Below are 17,268 nucleotides of genomic sequence, written 5' to 3' on the forward strand. Positions count from 1 at the left end.
ATGCGTCCTTTGGTCGGAAAATCAGAAGTGGTAAGAGGCGCTGGTCGAAAGCTTGTAGGCTTGACGATCCTGTGAGCCGTCGACATAGGTGCCATACAAGCTGTAGTCGTAGTTGTCGCCTTTGAGGCTCAACCCAAGATCAATGCGCATGAGTGTCCGGTCGGCGAAGGTGAAGGTGTAATTCGTCGTTTCGCCAAGGGCCGATGAACTGGCATCAAGCGTTCGGTCGCCGAATATGCGAGCCCAGGAAAATCCGAGCACAGGAGATGCAACACCCCACCGAGTCTTGTAATTGCCTTCCCAATTCAAGCCCACCGGCACCATAACCGTAGAGCTTGTCGCACCTGGACGAGCCTTGATACCCGGCCCAGCGTCATACTCCTCGCCTTTAAGATGGAAGAACTCTGCACCCACAAACGGATAGACAATGGTTTCTCCGAGCAGCACACCGACTGAAGCACGGCCGCCGAGGTTGTAGACCCATGTGCTCATATCCGCCTTCGAGCGGCTGTAGTTGTTAGACACCTCACTTTGCAGGAGTGTCGCAGCTGCGTGCCCATCCAATGTGAATGGTCCCATTCCATAGCGGGCATAGGCCATCAACGTCCATGCGTCGAATTCGTCCTTTACGCCGACACTGTCGTTTTTCGTGTTCCCAGAAGAGAACCCGCCCGCGAGGCCTACGCGAACCCCCGAAGCAACCGGCGTATCAAAGCCCACCGCAACACCATAGGCATCGCGTTTCACGCGCTGAGTGACTCCGCGTGTCGACGAAGACGCTCCCGCTCGAGAGACGGATGCCGGCAATTCATCAATTTTGGCCTTGCCGCCGAGTAGCGCCGCCCAAGCGTGCGACTCCGGATCCTTTACCGAAGCCATACTTCTTTGAACGGTTTGAATGACCTCATCCGAAGCATCGAAAGCCGTCGAATAAACAGCCGCCGCCCCAGCCGGATTCAGCAGCATGTCCGCTTTATTGCCGACCTCAACGATTTGTTCCTTGGTGAACGTTGTGAAACTCTTGTTGTTTCCGAGTGCATTCAACACTTCCACGAGATAACGCTCAGTGTCGGATCGATCCGCTTCAGGTTTGCGGTAGGCCTCTTCGAACATCGCTGCGGACATCATCGCATCGCCAAAAATGGCTTTGGGCGTTTGAATCTGAGCGATGATCGTTTTGCCGTCATCGTCAAACTTAAAGCCATAGAGCGGATTATCCGTAAAGATGTTCTCTACCTTCCAAAGCTTATCGGCCTTAACGTGATCGTCCACCACTTTGAGATTTTGCGTATCTTTGGTCAGTCCCTTGATATAGAGCTGCGAAGTATCGGCTACTGACAGCTTGATAGGATTGCCGTCCAGCGTACTGAAGAAGGGTTCGTTCTCCTCTCCCTTGATCCGCCAATAGCTCCCGGCAACCTCCATATCCACTAGAAAGAGAGAACTCGAACCGAATACGATGGCATTTCCATCCGCTGTCGCATCAGAGCCCACTAAAATTTGATTGCTGCCAACCGTTTGAAACCGCATAGGCACACTCGTATACAAAATTGCCTTTGGCTTCGTCTTGAGTGTCGCCACTGATGCGGTAATCCGCTCTTTAACCAGTGCTTCATCGGCGTAATCAGCTTCCGTACCGTACTGCGGCCAATTGCCGCCTTTTTTAAAGCGGTCATTGGCGGTATAGGTCAAATGGGAAAGAGCCAGCGTCGTGTAATCGGCGAGCTTAAAATTCACATTAGAGCCGAACCCATTTCCCTCTATGGCAGTACCGTCCAATTGGCTGGCTGTAAAGTGGAAATGCGCAAAAGAACCATGCTGCTCGGTTAAGGACGTTTCAAGCGCGACGCTTCCCAACCACCAAGAAGAAAGGGCAAATTCTGCTGAAGAATCTGTCAACGTTAATTCAGCAACATTCGTTTCCCGATTTTGAGTAGAGCGATAGTCGTACGCTTCAAAAGGTTTTCCATCGTCATCAATAATGGTTTGCTTCTTGACTGGATTGTTTATCCTTGACTTAACAATTTTAATTTCATCAGGCCCACCACCCAGAAAGAAATCCGTATTGAGTGTGGAATTCTCCAAAACTAATGTGCCTTCGACCTCCGTCGTCTTGGTCGTAACAACGGCATTTTTAAGGTGAAGCTCACTATTGGCCGCCAGAGTATCCGAAAGCGCAGCATCCATATTCGTGAGGTATGCCTCGCCGCCATGACGAGCCACCAGACTCTTCGCTTTCAGTTTGCCCCTTGTTCCAGATTCAGTACCGGCATTCAGAGTACCGCCGCCGTAGGATGTAATTACGGCGTCATTCGTACCAACGATAAATTGACCGCCATCACTGACTAAATTGACAGTTTTTTGAAAAATACTGATGTTTTTTCCTGTTGCCTGCGAAAGATCAATTGCGGAGTAGGAAAAGTCATCTCCATCTTTAATTTTTTGATAGTCATCGTACTCTGATCTGGTGTCATTGCCAAACAGCACCCCCGCCTTCCCTGCTTCAACCGTGAAAACCTCAGCGGCGGCAGAAGGTGCAATAGTGCTGAAAAAGAGGGCTGCCGAAACAGCAATCGACAGCCGTGTTAAACCTGAGACAACACTATCAGTTGCCGGTATAGGTGATAAGAATTTCAACATACTGTGGTTTAGAGCGGAAACGGCGTTGTTTGCGCAAATGAAAACCATTCTCATTTGCCTTATGCGGCAAATATATAGATCAACCCTCTAATCTGCAAATAATTGCTTCATAAGCCAACAAATGAAAGTGCTATTTCATTTGGTAAACTTAAGACCACTAATAAGCGTTTTAACGAAGAAAACTACGTAAACTAATTAAGTTGTAATGAATTGTGACGTTAGTTTAGCGTGACAATCTGTTATATTTTTTGGCTTAATAAACCTGAGAATTACACTCGTCTACATACTGACAACATAGTATATTTGCATTTTTTGTCGTTATTTGTACACACTAAATAAAAGCAAAAACTGCTGAAAACAAATATAATCACCGTATGCTTGTTGAGCTAAAAATAATGAAAACAACGGTCTAAATACTTATCCTAAGTACCTTACATCCTTATGTGTTTCGCAAGTTAAATTGAGTCGACATACGATCACGAATTGCGGTCGATTTGCACTATGAATGAAGGATGGTTATGGTGTTCATTGGCGGGTTTCAGGTGCAACAGGTATGTGAAGTTGTTGTCAACAAAGCGCCAACAGATCATTCGTGGAAAAATAAAAAGTTAGCCACGCACACCTTTCATACGTCTGCCAGTGATTTGTCATGGAAAAAATAGATTCGGAACTGCTCACCATACTCCGCTCCCTTGTCATGACAGGATCCCAGACAAAAACAGCTCTTTCTCTCTCCAAGAGTCAAAGTACGATTTCGCGAACCCTCTCTCGCGCAAGGACGCTCTTTCACGATCCGCTCTTTGTGCACAATGGTTCTATGCTTGTCCCAACCAACCGCATGCTCGAGATCTACGGGCATCTGCCAAAGTTGCTCGGCGAGATGGAAGCGCTTTTTGCTAAAGAGATATTCCATCCTGAATCCCTCAACCTGCACCTTCGTGTCGCAGCCATTGATTACGCGGCGCAATACATCATTCTTCCCGCCTTCCACGCAATGAAACGCATTGCGCCAAGAATTTCCATCGAACTCCAGCAGCTCAATGCCGACACCTTCCGTCGTCTTTCTCTCGGATTAGTCGATATGGCCATGCGACTTGAATGCACAGCACCCAATGAACTTCACTCTCTTGAGCTTTACGAAGCCAAGCTGCTGGCTCTGGTGCGAAAAGGACATCCCGCCTTTGACCTTCTTCGACACAAAGGCAGTCTTCATTTCGATGACCTGCTGCAATGGGAATTCGTACAAGTCAACCGTACATTTACGGGTTTGGAATGGACTACGTCGCTTCACCCAGGTGCATTGAACCATCCTGCCGTCATGGTGCCGTATTCATCGCTTTTGGCACCGACCATTCTGGAAACCGACTGGATTGCCCTTGCTTCAGCTCGTTATGCACTTGATGCTGTGAAACGTTGGCCTGTCGCCATTCTGCCGATTCGTTTGGACTGTGTTAAACGCATGCGCACACTTTATTGGCACGATCGGACACATCTTGATCCTGCGATGCAATGGGTTCGTTCCATGATTGCTGCTTACGGAAAACCATCCTCTGCAGAAATCGCCGAATACGAAATCGCAATCCAAGATACTGGCAACGGCTCCTGATACCTTATGCAATTTTGCAAATTAAGGCTTGCAGAATCTGCATACACCATCTTCATAAACCGCAATAGCGATGAAATTTCTTGATTTCTAGACTCTTTCTGTCTGTTGGAAAACTCAGCATGTCCTGAGTCCAGCAACTCAATTCTTTCAAGGAGAGTCTCATGATTCAAAGAAGAACACTGGTAAAAGCCGTCATCGCTGCACTAGCCCCGCTTAGCATGACAAGTGCCTTTGCGGCTGGCGGCCCCAGCGGCGCCCATATCGGTTACCAGCACCAAGGCCAACTTGGCGCCGTGGACATGAATCCGTACAAGATCGCCCCGCTTACAGCGATCATCCGTGATGCCGGCTTCACGATCCAAAATATTCACGTGCGCATTGTTCCCAAAGCCAACGGTCAAGAAATCGCTTACAAGGTCACTAATCAGAAAGCAAAAACGTATGGCGGCATTCCTGTTTTTGGACTGTATCCAGATTATGTGAATACGGTCGAGGTCTCTTACACCAAAGTCGCCGGAGACAAACGCGAAGAGATAAAAGAGTCATATCGGATCTATGCACCGCCCGTCTACTTTTATGCGACGGGTGCACGTGACCAAAAGAATATGGATATGAATCCAGAAGTAAAGAAAGTGGATCCTGAATTCAAAGATCGCCTTTACTTCATCAACAACCAAATCCTCAATTCATGGAAAACAGGACAATTCACCTGGAACAACCCTCAGGGCGGAGCTCTCGAATGGGGCGGCGGCGCTCAAAACGCAATTATTGACACCACTGGTGAAGTGCGTTGGTTCATGAACACGGACCCGATCCATGATCAATACTCCGTTCTAGAAAGCGGACCGATGCTTGGTTTTGAACAGAACAAAGACGGCGCCTACACCTGGGGTTTTGGTCAGCGCTACCTGAAATACGACATTATGGGACGGAAGATCTGGAACCGACGCCTGCCTCAGTCCTATATTGACTTCTCACATGCACTCTGTGCTGCGGAAAATGGAAATTATTTCCTGCGCGTCGCTGCTGCAGCCTACGCGCGGCCAGACGGCAAGACGGTGCGGACGGTACGCGACGTTATCGTTGAGGTCGATGAGTCCGGCAATGTTGTTGATGATTGGCGTCTTTGGGAAATTCTCGATAGTTATCGCGACAATGTCATCAAAACAATGGACCAAGGTGCGGTGTGTCTCAATATTGACTTTTCCAAAGAAGGACAAACGCTTTCCGCAGCAGATCTTGCGGCGATGGATAAATCCGATCGATTCGGCGATATCGCAGGCGTCGGTCCTGGCCGCAACTGGGCGCACGTCAATTCCATTGATTACGATCCGACAGACGATTCGATCATTCTCTCGGTACGCAATCAGTCTGCCGTTGTAAAAATCGGCCGAGACCATCAAGTCAAATGGATTCTGGCATCTCCCGAAGGTTGGCGCAGTCCGTGGAAAGATAAGGTCCTTAAGCCTGTCAATGCCTCTGGACAAATACTCAAAGTTGAAGGTTCGACCTGTGAAGGCGGCTTCGACTGGACCTGGACGCAGCATTCGGCTTTCCGCGTCGACGAAAAATCAACCAAGGATGTGATCTACGTATCTGTCTTTGACAACGGTGATGGTCGAGGCATGGAGCAGCCCGCCCTACCCAATATGAAGTATTCACGAGCCGTCGTCTACAAGATCGACCAGAAGAAGATGACAGTTCAGCAGGTTTGGGAGTTCGGTCAGGAACGAGGAAATGATTGGTACAGCCCTGTCACGTCGCTCGCTAAATATCAGGCCGATAAAGACTCTGTCATGGTCTATTCCGGTTCTGCCGGACTTTTCGGCAAACCATCTGCAATGAAACCTGAAGAACTCGCAAAGATGACAAAGGGCGTTCATCCATATTTAATGGAATTCAGGTGGGGAGAAAAAGAACCTGCAGTTGAAATCAAACTCAATGATGCCATGGGCTACCAAGCTTTCCCCTTTAATCTACAAGAAGCTTTTGAACAATAGTCGTCATTGATACTAGCTATATCGTCGTTCCATTGTTTGATATTTCATATAAAATATTTGAATATACCCGAAAAATATAATTCAAGTGAATACACGATCATGGGGCGACGATTTATTATATTGATTTATAAATAAAATTTATTAGCAGTTCTCTCACACCAATCCTATCATTTAAAAATCCAAAATTACAACAACTTATCAAGAATTCCTATATTAACAGACGTTCTCAATATTGTTAAATTGCTCATATAAATTTATTAATCGCCTTCATAAAAAATATTCAACCAATCACCCCACTCTCACTTAATCAACGCAATTATTATCTTAAAATCACTTTCAACAATATATCTCAGACTTCATAACCAAGAGAAATATTCCATTATTCCAATAATATCCATCAACGAGTTGACGAATAAATCAGATAACTAAAAAATTTGTTGCGATCCATGGAGGGTATTCGTTCAAGCACCACTCTCAGATTGAGCGTAGGATGATGTTCCTAAATTTCGTAGACGCAAGAGTCAACGGCTTGCACTGCGTCATGTGATCAACATCATCGCTTCAAACCGTCATGGGCAGTTTCCACGAACTCATCGCAGGTTTTCATAACTTTCAAGAGTCCTATCTCTTGAAGGAAAAGGAATTTTTTGATCAGCTGGCTCACGGGCAGAAACCCAAAAGTCTTGTCATTGCCTGCTGTGACTCGCGTGTAGATCCCGCTATCCTTTTGGGCGGCAAACCCGGTGATCTGTTTGTTGTGAGAAGCATTGCCGCACTCATCCCGCCGGTCGGACTTTCGTCGCCGCGTGATGCGGTCATGTCGGCCTTGGAATATGGTGTGAAACACCTCGACGTAGACCATCTGATCGTTATGGGGCACTCTGCCTGCGGCGGCATTCACGCAGCGCTCTTCCCCGAAAAAATAGAAAAAGAGTTTTTCTTGTCGCGTTGGGTGCAGATGGCTCACCCCGTTTCTGAAGAACTTCGGCGAGAACTTACTGCAGAACCGACGTCGGAAGTGCTGCCCGATCCCTCCGCACCGGATTTTGTTCGGCGCGTCGAAGAAGGGGCTGTGCTGCAGTCAATTGAAAACCTCCTTTCATACGACTGGATAGAAGCCAAAGTTCAAGAGGGAACGCTGTCCCTTCATGCGCTTTACTACGACCTGAAGTCCGGCACCCTTTACGTCTGGAATGCGGAAAAAGAGGACTTTGAGCCCTCACAGGAACATCACTGCCCCAAAGAAGCCAGTCTCTGTCATTTTTGAGCCCTCGAGAAACAGGCAACGGCCTCTACGCTCTTTATCCTATTGACGCCTTCATAAACCTTGAGGGATGATTTGTTCCGTTAGTGCAGTCATTGCACTTCCCATCAAGTTGAATACCCATACTTTTGAGTCCTCTCATCATGCAGCACAACGCCCGCACCCCCATCGCCATGACGGCGTATTGGTGGCGCCCCTCAACAGAGCGGGCGTTCAGTCGGTGTGCGTGCTGAGAAAAGAAGCTGTTCCTTAAAGCTTTCGAACTTTTCAAAAGCATCCATAAGCCCGCGGATCTCGAGTCCTGCGGGCTTTTGCTTTATCGAGTCGCGGTGAGTCCAACGAGATCCCCCAAGCCATTCTCAAGCAATTCATTCGGAGTACTTCACCATGACCACCTTCAATTTCAATACGCTTTGCGCCGGCCGCAGCCTCACCACGGAAGAATCCCAAGCGCTCTTTACTCAGGTCTTCGAGGGCAAGATCGATCCTGCGCTTTTGGCCGGCATTCTCACTGCGCTGAAGATCAAGGGCGAAACGCCTGAAGAAATCGAAGGCGCAGCCAGAGCCATGGTGGCTGCAGCAGCTCACTTCCCGCGTCCGCGGGGAGTGGAAGTCGGGGAAATCGTCGGTACCGGCGGCGATGGGATGAAAACGATCAACGTTTCAACTACAACAGCGCTTCTGGCTGCCGCAGCGGGACTCAAGATTGCTAAGCACGGCAACCGCGGCGTCTCTTCCCCTACCGGGGCATCAGACCTCCTCACGGCTCTTGGCGTCGACATTCGCCTGACGCCCGATGAAAGCGCACAACTGCTCGACGCCACGGGATTTTGCTTCTGCTTTGCACAGCTCTACCATCCGGCCATGCGTTTTGCCGGTCCTGTACGCGCTGCTTTAAAAACCCGCACGATCTTCAACATTCTGGGGCCGCTCACCAATCCCGCTCACCCAGACTATGCGCTGATCGGCGTTTATTCTCCAGATCTTCTCGAAACAGTCGCACAAACTTTGCGTCTTCTCGGCGTTAAGCGTGCCTACGTTGTACATGGCAGCGGTCTCGATGAGGCTGCTGTCCACGGCACGACCGAAATTGCAGAATTGAAGGAAGACGGTACGATCGAGCGCAGCACGCTCACACCGGCCGACCTTGGGGCAAAGCGCCTCTATTCCATTGAAGAAATCAAAGGCGGCGCCCCTGCAGACAACGCCCTCATTACGGAAGCGATCCTGGCGGGTAAGGGTACAGAAGCACAGCAAGCCTTCGTGACAGCCAATCTGGCACTGCTTCTGAAAATCGGCGGACTTGCGAAGAGCCTGCCTGAAGCCGTTGAACTTGCTCGCCGCACCATGGCTTCCGGCAAGGGGCTCGAAGTGCTCAACGCTCATCGTGCATATGCCGCATCCCATACGGCATCCTCACAGAAAGCTGCCTGAGCCTAGCCCACATCACAACCAAAACCGACAAAATGCAGTTTGATCTTTTTCGCAATGCCAAAGCCACTGACGCCGGCGCCGCACTGAACCACGCGTCCATGGCGAGCACCGTGCTTGAAAAAATTGCTGCCTCGTCTGTTCAGCGAGCGGCAGCGCTTCCTGCCGTCACACGCGCCGAATTCGATGCGGCCGAATTGGAGCGGCGCCAACATTTTGCCGCTGTCGGCATTGATGGCAATGCGCTCGCGCAGCGATATGGTGTTTTTTCGGCTGCCCTGCGCCTTCCAGGCCGCAGAGTGATTCTGGAGATCAAGGCCGCATCGCCGTCAAAAGGCGTCATGAAGACTGCCATTGATCTGGATGATTATGCGAAGGTCTATGGCACCTACGCCGATGCCATTTCTGTACTGACGGAGCCGGAATTCTTCCGCGGCAGTTTTGAGCGCCTGGCCGCCGTCCGTGAACGCACCACACGTCCCCTGCTGGCAAAGGATTTCATTGTGAGTGATCGGCAGCTGCTCGCCGCATACCGCTGCGGAGCCGATGCCGTCCTCTTGATGCTTTCGGTATTAGCCCCTGACGGTTACCGAGACTTGGCAGCCAAAGCCAAAGCACTCGGACTTGAGGTGCTTACCGAAGCCTCATCCGTTGAAGAAGCTCGCGTGGCGCTTGAGCTCGGTGCCAAAATAATCGGCATCAATAACCGCAATCTTCGTACGCTCGAAGTAGATGTCAACCGCGCGCCGAATATAGCGTCAGAATTAACCGGCGATCTGCCTGCGGATGTCGTACTGGTTGCTGAATCAGGCTATACGTCCTTCACCGCCATTGCAAAAGCCGTCGCAGCAGCTCCGCGGTTAAATGCGTTCCTTTGCGGCTCGGCCCTGTCGCAAGCCTCCAACTTGTCTCTGGCTGTGCGGGAACTGTTGTTCGGTCATTCAAAAGTCTGCGGCATTACGCGCCCAGAAGATGCAATGGCCGCTGCTGAGGCGGGGGGTTTAACGGTTGGAATCATCCTCGCGGCACGATCAAAGCGCTGTGTTGTCCTCTCGGAGGCGAAGCGACTGGCAAAAGCCATCCGAGACAATGCTCAACGCTTCCAACTGCCCGTAGCGATTTGTGCAGTAATCGACGCCGCCGAACTTTCTCAGATTCCAACTATCCTGCAAACATTTGCCCCTGAACGCATCCAAATCCATGGAACGCTTTCCGCAGAAGCACTCGAAAACCTTGTTCACTCACATCCCAACACGGCCTTCGTACCCGTCATTGGCGTAAGCATTCAGTGCCGCCGCGCAGACGAAACGGATGCTCACCTTCTCAGAGCAGTTCGCAGCCTTCTGGACGCCGGCGCAGCCAACGTGCTCCTTGATGCTGCCAATGCCTCTGGCTCCGGCGGCACCGGAACGACTTTTGATCACACCGTGCTGGAAGGACTCCAAACGGATCCCCAAGTACTTGCCCAGATTTTGCTCGCTGGGGGGTTATCGCCCGTCAATGCAGCCGAAGCAGCCTTTACCGGCGCTGCGGGCTTTGATTTCAATTCCGGCGTTGAAGAGGCGCCGGGCATTAAATCAGCCGAAAAAATTCATTCGGCCTTTGCCGCTCTCCGCGGCATTCCTGCGCCGAAGCCTCACCACTGATTGTGAGTCCAGCTCTATACAGAACTCTCATTTACAACGGACAGTCCATCATGAAGCTCAACCCTTATTTCGGCCGATTCGGCGGCCAGTTCGTCCCGGAAATCCTTATTCCCGCTCTTGATCAGCTCGAAGAAGCCTTCATCGCCGCCAAGGATGATCCGACATTCCAACAGGAACTTCACACACTGCTCACTGACTATGCCGGTCGTCCGACACCTTTGACAAAGTGCCGCAACCTGACACAAGGCACCAAAACCACGATCTATCTCAAACGCGAAGATCTGGTTCACGGCGGCGCACACAAGACCAATCAAGTGCTAGGTCAAGCGCTTCTGGCCCGCCGCATGGGCAAGACCCGAATCATTGCCGAAACAGGTGCCGGGCAGCACGGCGTTGCCACCGCTATTGCCTGTGCGCTGCTTGGATTCAAGTGCCGCGTCTATATGGGCGCAAAAGACGTTGAACGGCAAAAACCCAATGTCTTCCGTATGGAATTGATGGGCGCCGAGGTTGTGCCGGTACATAACGGCCGCAGCACGCTTAAAGAAGCCTGCAATGCTGCTCTTCGTGACTGGGCTGGTTCTTTTGCCGATACGCATTACATGCTTGGCACCGCCGCGGGTCCGCATCCCTTCCCCACCATCGTGCGTGAATTCCAGAAAATCATCGGTGAAGAAGCTCGTGCCCAGTTTGCCAAACTCGAGGGCGGTCTGCCCGATGCCGTCATCGCCTGCGTGGGAGGCGGTTCAAACGCGATTGGCCTTTTTACCGATTTCGTACCGCATAAGAGCGTCAAGCTGATCGGTGTTGAACCTGCCGGACGCGGTCTTGATACACCGGATCATGGTGCCACGCTTGAAAAAGGGACGCCCGGCATCTTCTTTGGCGCCCGCTCCTACAACATGCAGACGCCGGACGGTCAGATTGAAGAATCTTTCTCTATATCAGCCGGGCTCGACTTTCCATCCGTAGGACCCGAACACGCTCACCTGCAGGAAATCGGCCGAGCTGAATATCACGGCATCACAGATCGTGAAGCACTGTCCGCTTTCATTGAACTCTCCCAGCGCGAAGGCATTATTCCCGCTCTGGAAAGCGCTCACGCACTCGCTTATGCCCTCAAGCTGGCACGTCAAAATCCTGAACGCGAGCAAAAATTTGTCGTCAATCTCTCCGGCCGCGGCGATAAGGATATCTTTCAGGTCTCGCAGCGTTTGGAAGACGAGGGACTTTTTGTGAACGGCCGTCTTGCCGCCGATGCTGCCCAGGCCGTCCTGGAAGGCTGATCACCCGATATATCTCTCGAAATGAATTCAACCCAAATTTTTCAAGGATTCCCTCTCATGACGCAGTCAGACCGTTTCGCTGCACGTTTTGCCGTGCTGGCACAAAAGAAGGAAGGCGCCTTTGTCCCCTTTGTCAATCTTTGCGATCCAACACCGGAAATCTCGTCCCAAATTTTGGAAGCGTTAGCAGCCGGCGGAGCCGATGCACTTGAACTCGGCATTCCTTTTTCCGACCCCTGCGCAGACGGTCCGATCATTGAAGCTTCAGCTCAGCGCGCACTCGCAGCGGGCTCAACGACCGCCAAATGTCTGGGAATTATCAAAGCGTTCCGCGCAAAACACCCGGATATTCCAGTGAGCCTTATGCTCTATGTAAACCTCGTGACAGCGCCCGGCGTCGAAAACTTCTTTGCGGCCGCCAAGGATGCCGGCGTTGATGCTGTGCTTATCCCTGACGTTCCGATTTCAATGCGCGAAGCCGAACCTGAATGGGACGCTGCCGCCAAAGCGCACGGCATTCATCTGATTGCCATCGCACCGCCCAACGGTACTCCGGACCTCTATAAAGAAGTCGCTCAGCGCTCTACGGGATATGTTTATCTCCTCTCCCGCGCAGGCATTACTGGTACGGATAAAACTGCCGGGCGTCCCGGTGAAGCCGAAATTGCTGCACTTCGCGCTGCCGGCTCGGCGCCATTGCTTTTGGGGTTTGGCGTATCGCGCCCTGAACATGTCTGTGCTGCGCTTGAAGCAGGTGCAGACGGCGCCATTGCCGGATCTGCCGTTGCTCAGGTGATCACGGAGAACCTCAGCAATGTCCCTGTGATGCTCGAGCGCCTCACCGCATTTGTTAAAGAAATGAAAGCCGCCACCGCTCTTAGATGAAACGCAAAGCGGCTGCATCCGTCAGGCATCAGCGCCGTCTTGATCCTTTGAACGCCTCAAGACGGCGCATTTTATTTGCCGCACGTCCAGCCGCCGGCAGCTTTAGGCGCCCGCGGTTTGGGAAAGAAGTATCTGAGTTTGGCGTTGGGGTGCTGCTTCGTGAGCAAGCTCACTAGAGCAAAGACCACTGCAGTCACAAAGAGCCCCGGAACGATTGCATGGAATCCCCAAAGGTTGGGCTTGAAAAGCAGCAGTCCCGCATAGAGCATGAGCCCAACCGAGATCGAGGCTACGCATCCCTTGGCTGTGGCTCGCCGCCAGAAAAGTCCCAAGACTAATGGGAATAAGAAGGCAACTTCCAATCCTCCGAAGCTGCCCATGTTGATCCAGGCAATGAGATCAAAGGGACGAGCGGCAGCCGCCATGGCGGCAAGTCCCAGCACCAACGTTGCCCAGCGCGAAATGCGCAGAAGGACCTTAGGCTGATGTTCAAGCTCCGGACGTGCTGCCAAAAGCAAATCCTTCACAACCGCCGATGAGGCTGCGATCAAAAGCGAACTCACTGTCGACATGGTGGCTGCCAGCGGGCCGATCAAGGTTATACCGGCCTCTATCGGCGTGAGATGCTGAGTAATGAGGCGCGGCACGACGTGATCCGTGGATGCGCCTGCAAGATCAAAGTCAGGCAGCCCGCGCGCAAAAACACCGATTACGGTAATGCCGATCATCAGTGCGCCGCACACTATCGTACTCACGATCATCGCGCGATGAAGGTCTGCAGAAGACTGGTAACTCATGCACCGCACAGCCGACTGCGGCAGCCCTGCCGTTCCGAAACCCACCAAAATCCAGGCCGAAAACAACAGCGTCCAGGGAAGTGCGCCATTGGCATTGGGTGAAAAAATGGGGCTCAAAGACAAATCCGCTGACGGATCTGCAAGTTGGGCGGCAGCAGCACGCTCCATAGCGGCAGTCAGTCCGCCAGCCTCCCCGATGACGGCCCACCCCAGCATCACCATGCCGACAATCATCAGGACTGCACAAACAAAGTCAGTCCATGCAACCGCTCGAAAGCCGCCGAAGGTCGTATAGAAAACAGTTAGGAGGCCAAACAGCAGAAGCCCCAAAACGGGATCAATGCCGGCCGCCTCCGCAAAGATCGCAGCGCCGCCGATGAACTGTCCGGTCATCATGGCGCAAAAGCAGATAAGCAATGCAAGCGACAGCAGCACCGTCAATGCACGGCTGCCGAAGCGCACCTCAAGAAGCCCCGTTACGGTAATTGCGCCGGAGGCTCGGGATGCCAGCGCCATCTTTTTACCTAAGAGACCCAAAATAAAAAACCCTGCAATGATCTGTGGCGCAGCAAAAACTACCCAGCCAAGCCCAAGCTTCCAGGCGATGCCCGGACCAGACACAAACGAGCTGACGGACCCGTAAGTGGCTACTAAAGTCATTGCGAGCACAACACCGGAAAGACTGCGGCTGCCTAAAAAATACTCGTCGGCAAAGCGCTGCTTTTCTTTTTCTCGGCTGCGGCGCCGCTCCGTCCACACCGCAGTCACCGCAAGCGCTGCGAAGAAGAGCAGGATCGGAATGAAAATGAGGACTGTCCGGCTGGTCATTGCGCTGCCTTTTCTGCTGAAGAGTCTTCGTGATTACCGGCAAACGCCCTCTCCTCGGGCACCATATCAAGCGGCATCGCCTTGAAATACCGCTTCACAATGAACATCACCACCAGCACTGAGAGCACATACCCGCCGCAGACGGCGACCCAAAACCACAGCGGCAGCCCCCAAAAACGTTCATGAACATCTTTAAAGAGCGCAATGCTCCCCCAGAAGAAAGCAAAAAGCCCCAAAGCGGCAATGAACGTCACAGCCGCTTCGCGGCCGCAGATTCGCAGCGCCTCATCATACGTTGGGGTTGAAGGCACACTGCGGGGGGCCGCTTTTCGAGGGAAAACGTCATTGGACGAAGTCATTTGAATTCGTATTCCTCTTTAGGGAGATCAAAGGCAGAAGCAAAGGTCATCCTGTCAAGCTCGGCAACTTTAAGCCTCAGCGTTCAGAGAATACTCGCCCGACGCACAAATCTATAGGCATAAACCTGCATCATCCGCATTCTACCGTCTGGATGAGGAAGCAGCAAATTGGTCGCTGCAAACGAAGAGGACTGCAAAAAAGAACTTGAAACCGCAGCCTCAATAGGCTTAATCCCAATGCTTTTCCCGAACAGGCAGCGTCAGCCCTGCCTGCTTCATCGCCGCCTTGAGCAGCAGCAGATCTTCCCAAGCCTTGGACTTGGCTGCCGGCGATCGAAGCAAATAGGAGGGATGGTAGGTCGCAACCGCCGGCACCTGCCGTCCATCGGGAAGCTGCGCCAGATGAATGCGCCCCCGCATCTTAGAGATCGAAAACATTTCATCAGCAGGCTTCAGAAGCGACGAAATGGCAAATCGCCCTGCGAGGAAAAGCACATCGGGCTTGAGCAATTCAAGCTGCCGGGCAAGCCAGTGTCCGCAGCAAACAATCTCTTCGGGCTGAGGATTTCGGTTGCGCGGCGGGCGGCATTTAAGCACATTCAAAATCACACAGTCGCGTCGGCGTACCAGTCCGAGCGAATCAAGCATGGCGGTCAGGAGCTTGCCGGATTTGCCGACAAAAGGAATGCCCTGAAGATCCTCCTCTGCCCCCGGTGCCTCTCCCACCACAACGAGTTTAGGTCCGGGTCCGCCGTCGGAGAAGACAACATGTTGACGGCCCATCGCAGAAAGCGCACAAGCAGTACAGTGCTGCGAAAGTGTCTGCAGCGCCTGCCAATCGGCCGAAGCAATTTTGTTCAGAAGTTCCGTACTCATGCCGACCGCCGGCTGTGCATCTGCCTGGGGTACAGTCGGAGAAGCTGTGGAAGTCTGTGCCGCCCGAGCAGATTGAGGAGCCTGCGGGAGACTTCCCGTTTTTGCTGCAGTGAGTTCAGCCCGTGCCGGCACAGCAGATCGTTTCGGTGATGGGGACTGCGGCCGCCCGGCAGGCCGCAAAGCCCCTGTCGGCACCAGCGGATCCATCGAATCACGCAGAAGCCATACGGGCCCGAGTCCCATGGCATCGAGCATTTCTATCGATTCTCGGCTGAAGGCAGGCTGCTGAAGCTCTTGCGTCATAGTGCCTCCTCAACGATTAACGCTGCCGGCGCTTTAGAGGCTCCCGGAAGTTCGCGGCGCATCAGCACGGCATCTTCCCGACCGCTCAGATGGCGGTAATAACCTCGGCGTCGGCCGACGACAACAAATCCGTTCTGCTCATAGAGACGGCGTGCCGGGATATTGCTTTCGCGCACCTCCAGATAGAGGGACGATGCACCGCGCCGCGCGAGCTCGGCTTCTAGTTCAGCAAGCAGCGCACGGCCAATGCCTTGACGCTGCATGGAGGGTGCAGTACCGATGATAAGGAGTTCACTTTCGTCGAGTACGAGACTCGCCACCGCCCATGCAGCCAAGCCCGCTTCGGACGCCGAGGCAGAAGCGGACTGAACAACGAGGCAAAGGTGTCCCGTATTGAGCGAATCCAAAAAGTTCCCGGCACTCCAAGGCGACTCTTCCACCCGCCCCTCCAATAGAGCCAGTGTTTCGACATCGTCTGGACGCATTGCGCGCACGATGAGATCCGATCGACCGCTCAGCGGACGGCCGCCAGAAAAATGATTCGGCGCCGGAGCCGTCGTCACAAACGCTCCCCTGCCGCACGTTCGGCCATCGTCAGCGCCACGCGGTTGCGAACATAGACGGGATGAGCAAGTTCGGGACGAATGGTGCCGCCCGAAAGCGCCATACGGCGGGCAATGCGTGCAATAGCGTCCGGACGCGAATCCGCCGCATTAACCATGCGGATGCCGCCATCGCTCCTGATCTTCATTGCCTCCGAATACACCTTGGAACCGCTGCCGCAGAGCATATCTGCTTTAAAACGCTCCAGATAGGTCTGAGCATCTTCCGGCGCAACCAATACGGGACCATCCAGCCGCTCGAGGCGATCCTCTGCAGCGGCGGGCACACGCCACATCCCGGCATAGCACTCGTGCATGCGGGCATCGTTTAAAACCGCAATGCGGGTTCCCGGACGAGCAGCCTCCAAATGAGTCTCTCGAAGCCATTCAGCCAGCGCTTCCAAGTTGGAGACTTGCGCCACCGGAACTTCAAGCGCCCAGGCGAGTCCTTGTGCCGCACCGCAGGCGACGCGCAGTCCGGTAAAGCTTCCCGGTCCTTCGCCGAACGCGATCAATCCCAAATCCGTCTTTTCAATACCGGCTTCATGAATGAGGTCCCGCACCATCGGCAGCAGTCGTTCGCTGTGGCGGCTGCCTACGTGCTCCACATGCATGAAAAGCGAACCGTCCGCAAGAAGAATCGCAGCGCCGCAGTCTTCCTGCGCTGTATCAAGCGCCAGAATATGAGGAATCAAGGTGTCAGTCATGGAAAGCTCGGGCTGCGGTTCAACACATAAACCGTCCC

Annotated in this window: 13 protein-coding genes; 7 read left to right on the forward strand and 6 right to left on the reverse strand. The window is 52.8% G+C overall.

Going from position 1 to position 17,268, the window contains the following annotated elements:
* Window positions 1-21: 21 nt before the first annotated feature.
* Window positions 22-2,694, reverse strand: a complete 2,673-nt coding sequence (locus DES29_RS04395; protein WP_236578846.1) for an autotransporter outer membrane beta-barrel domain-containing protein — start codon at window positions 2,692-2,694, stop codon at window positions 22-24.
* Window positions 2,695-3,289: 595 nt separating this feature from the next.
* Between DES29_RS04395 and DES29_RS04400 the strand changes: the two genes are divergently transcribed.
* From DES29_RS04400 to trpA, 7 genes are all read left to right on the forward strand, one after another.
* On the forward strand, window positions 3,290-4,246 hold the full coding sequence (locus tag DES29_RS04400; protein WP_005431145.1) for a LysR family transcriptional regulator: 957 nt from the start codon (window positions 3,290-3,292) through the stop codon (window positions 4,244-4,246).
* Window positions 4,247-4,407: 161 nt separating this feature from the next.
* On the forward strand, window positions 4,408-6,246 hold the full coding sequence (locus DES29_RS04405) for an aryl-sulfate sulfotransferase (RefSeq protein ID WP_113854504.1): 1,839 nt from the start codon (window positions 4,408-4,410) through the stop codon (window positions 6,244-6,246).
* A 571-nt stretch (window positions 6,247-6,817) separates the two neighbouring features.
* Window positions 6,818-7,513 carry a carbonic anhydrase gene (locus DES29_RS04410; RefSeq protein ID WP_005431147.1) on the forward strand — a complete coding sequence of 232 codons (696 nt, stop codon included), beginning with the start codon at window positions 6,818-6,820 and terminating at the stop codon, window positions 7,511-7,513.
* Window positions 7,514-7,897: 384 nt separating this feature from the next.
* Window positions 7,898-8,944: an anthranilate phosphoribosyltransferase gene (gene trpD / locus DES29_RS04415; RefSeq protein ID WP_021995967.1), complete on the forward strand. Its 1,047-nt coding sequence runs from the start codon at window positions 7,898-7,900 to the stop codon at window positions 8,942-8,944.
* 32 nt (window positions 8,945-8,976) lie between these two features.
* The gene (trpCF, locus tag DES29_RS04420; protein ID WP_021995966.1) at window positions 8,977-10,587 is read left to right on the forward strand and encodes a bifunctional indole-3-glycerol-phosphate synthase TrpC/phosphoribosylanthranilate isomerase TrpF; all 1,611 of its coding nucleotides are present in this window, start codon (window positions 8,977-8,979) and stop codon (window positions 10,585-10,587) included.
* Window positions 10,588-10,637: 50 nt separating this feature from the next.
* A complete protein-coding gene (gene trpB / locus DES29_RS04425) occupies window positions 10,638-11,873 on the forward strand; it encodes a tryptophan synthase subunit beta (protein WP_021995965.1) in 1,236 nt (411 codons plus the stop codon).
* A 57-nt stretch (window positions 11,874-11,930) separates the two neighbouring features.
* Window positions 11,931-12,758: a tryptophan synthase subunit alpha gene (gene trpA / locus DES29_RS04430; protein WP_113854505.1), complete on the forward strand. Its 828-nt coding sequence runs from the start codon at window positions 11,931-11,933 to the stop codon at window positions 12,756-12,758.
* 71 nt (window positions 12,759-12,829) lie between these two features.
* Here the strand turns inward: trpA and panF are convergent, their stop codons facing one another.
* The 5 genes from panF to tsaB all read right to left on the reverse strand — a co-directional run bounded on the left by panF (window position 12,830) and on the right by tsaB (window position 17,230).
* A complete protein-coding gene (gene panF, locus DES29_RS04435; RefSeq protein WP_021995963.1) occupies window positions 12,830-14,383 on the reverse strand; it encodes a sodium/pantothenate symporter in 1,554 nt (517 codons plus the stop codon).
* Window positions 14,380-14,742: a DUF997 family protein gene (locus tag DES29_RS04440; RefSeq protein ID WP_021995962.1), complete on the reverse strand. Its 363-nt coding sequence runs from the start codon at window positions 14,740-14,742 to the stop codon at window positions 14,380-14,382. Before DES29_RS04440 ends, panF begins: the two co-directional genes overlap by 4 nt.
* Before the next feature lie 228 nt (window positions 14,743-14,970).
* Complete coding sequence (locus DES29_RS04445) at window positions 14,971-15,921, reverse strand: uracil-DNA glycosylase (protein WP_021995961.1); 951 nt, start codon at window positions 15,919-15,921, stop codon at window positions 14,971-14,973.
* Window positions 15,918-16,484, reverse strand: coding sequence for a ribosomal protein S18-alanine N-acetyltransferase (rimI, locus tag DES29_RS04450; RefSeq protein ID WP_021995960.1), 567 nt, complete (start codon window positions 16,482-16,484; stop codon window positions 15,918-15,920). Before rimI ends, DES29_RS04445 begins: the two co-directional genes overlap by 4 nt.
* Complete coding sequence (tsaB, locus tag DES29_RS04455) at window positions 16,481-17,230, reverse strand: tRNA (adenosine(37)-N6)-threonylcarbamoyltransferase complex dimerization subunit type 1 TsaB (RefSeq protein ID WP_021995959.1); 750 nt, start codon at window positions 17,228-17,230, stop codon at window positions 16,481-16,483. The genes rimI and tsaB overlap by 4 nt, the downstream gene beginning before the upstream one ends.
* Window positions 17,231-17,268 lie beyond the last annotated feature (38 nt).

Source organism: Sutterella wadsworthensis (genome assembly GCF_003315195.1).
GTDB lineage: Bacteria > Pseudomonadota > Gammaproteobacteria > Burkholderiales > Burkholderiaceae_F > Sutterella > Sutterella wadsworthensis.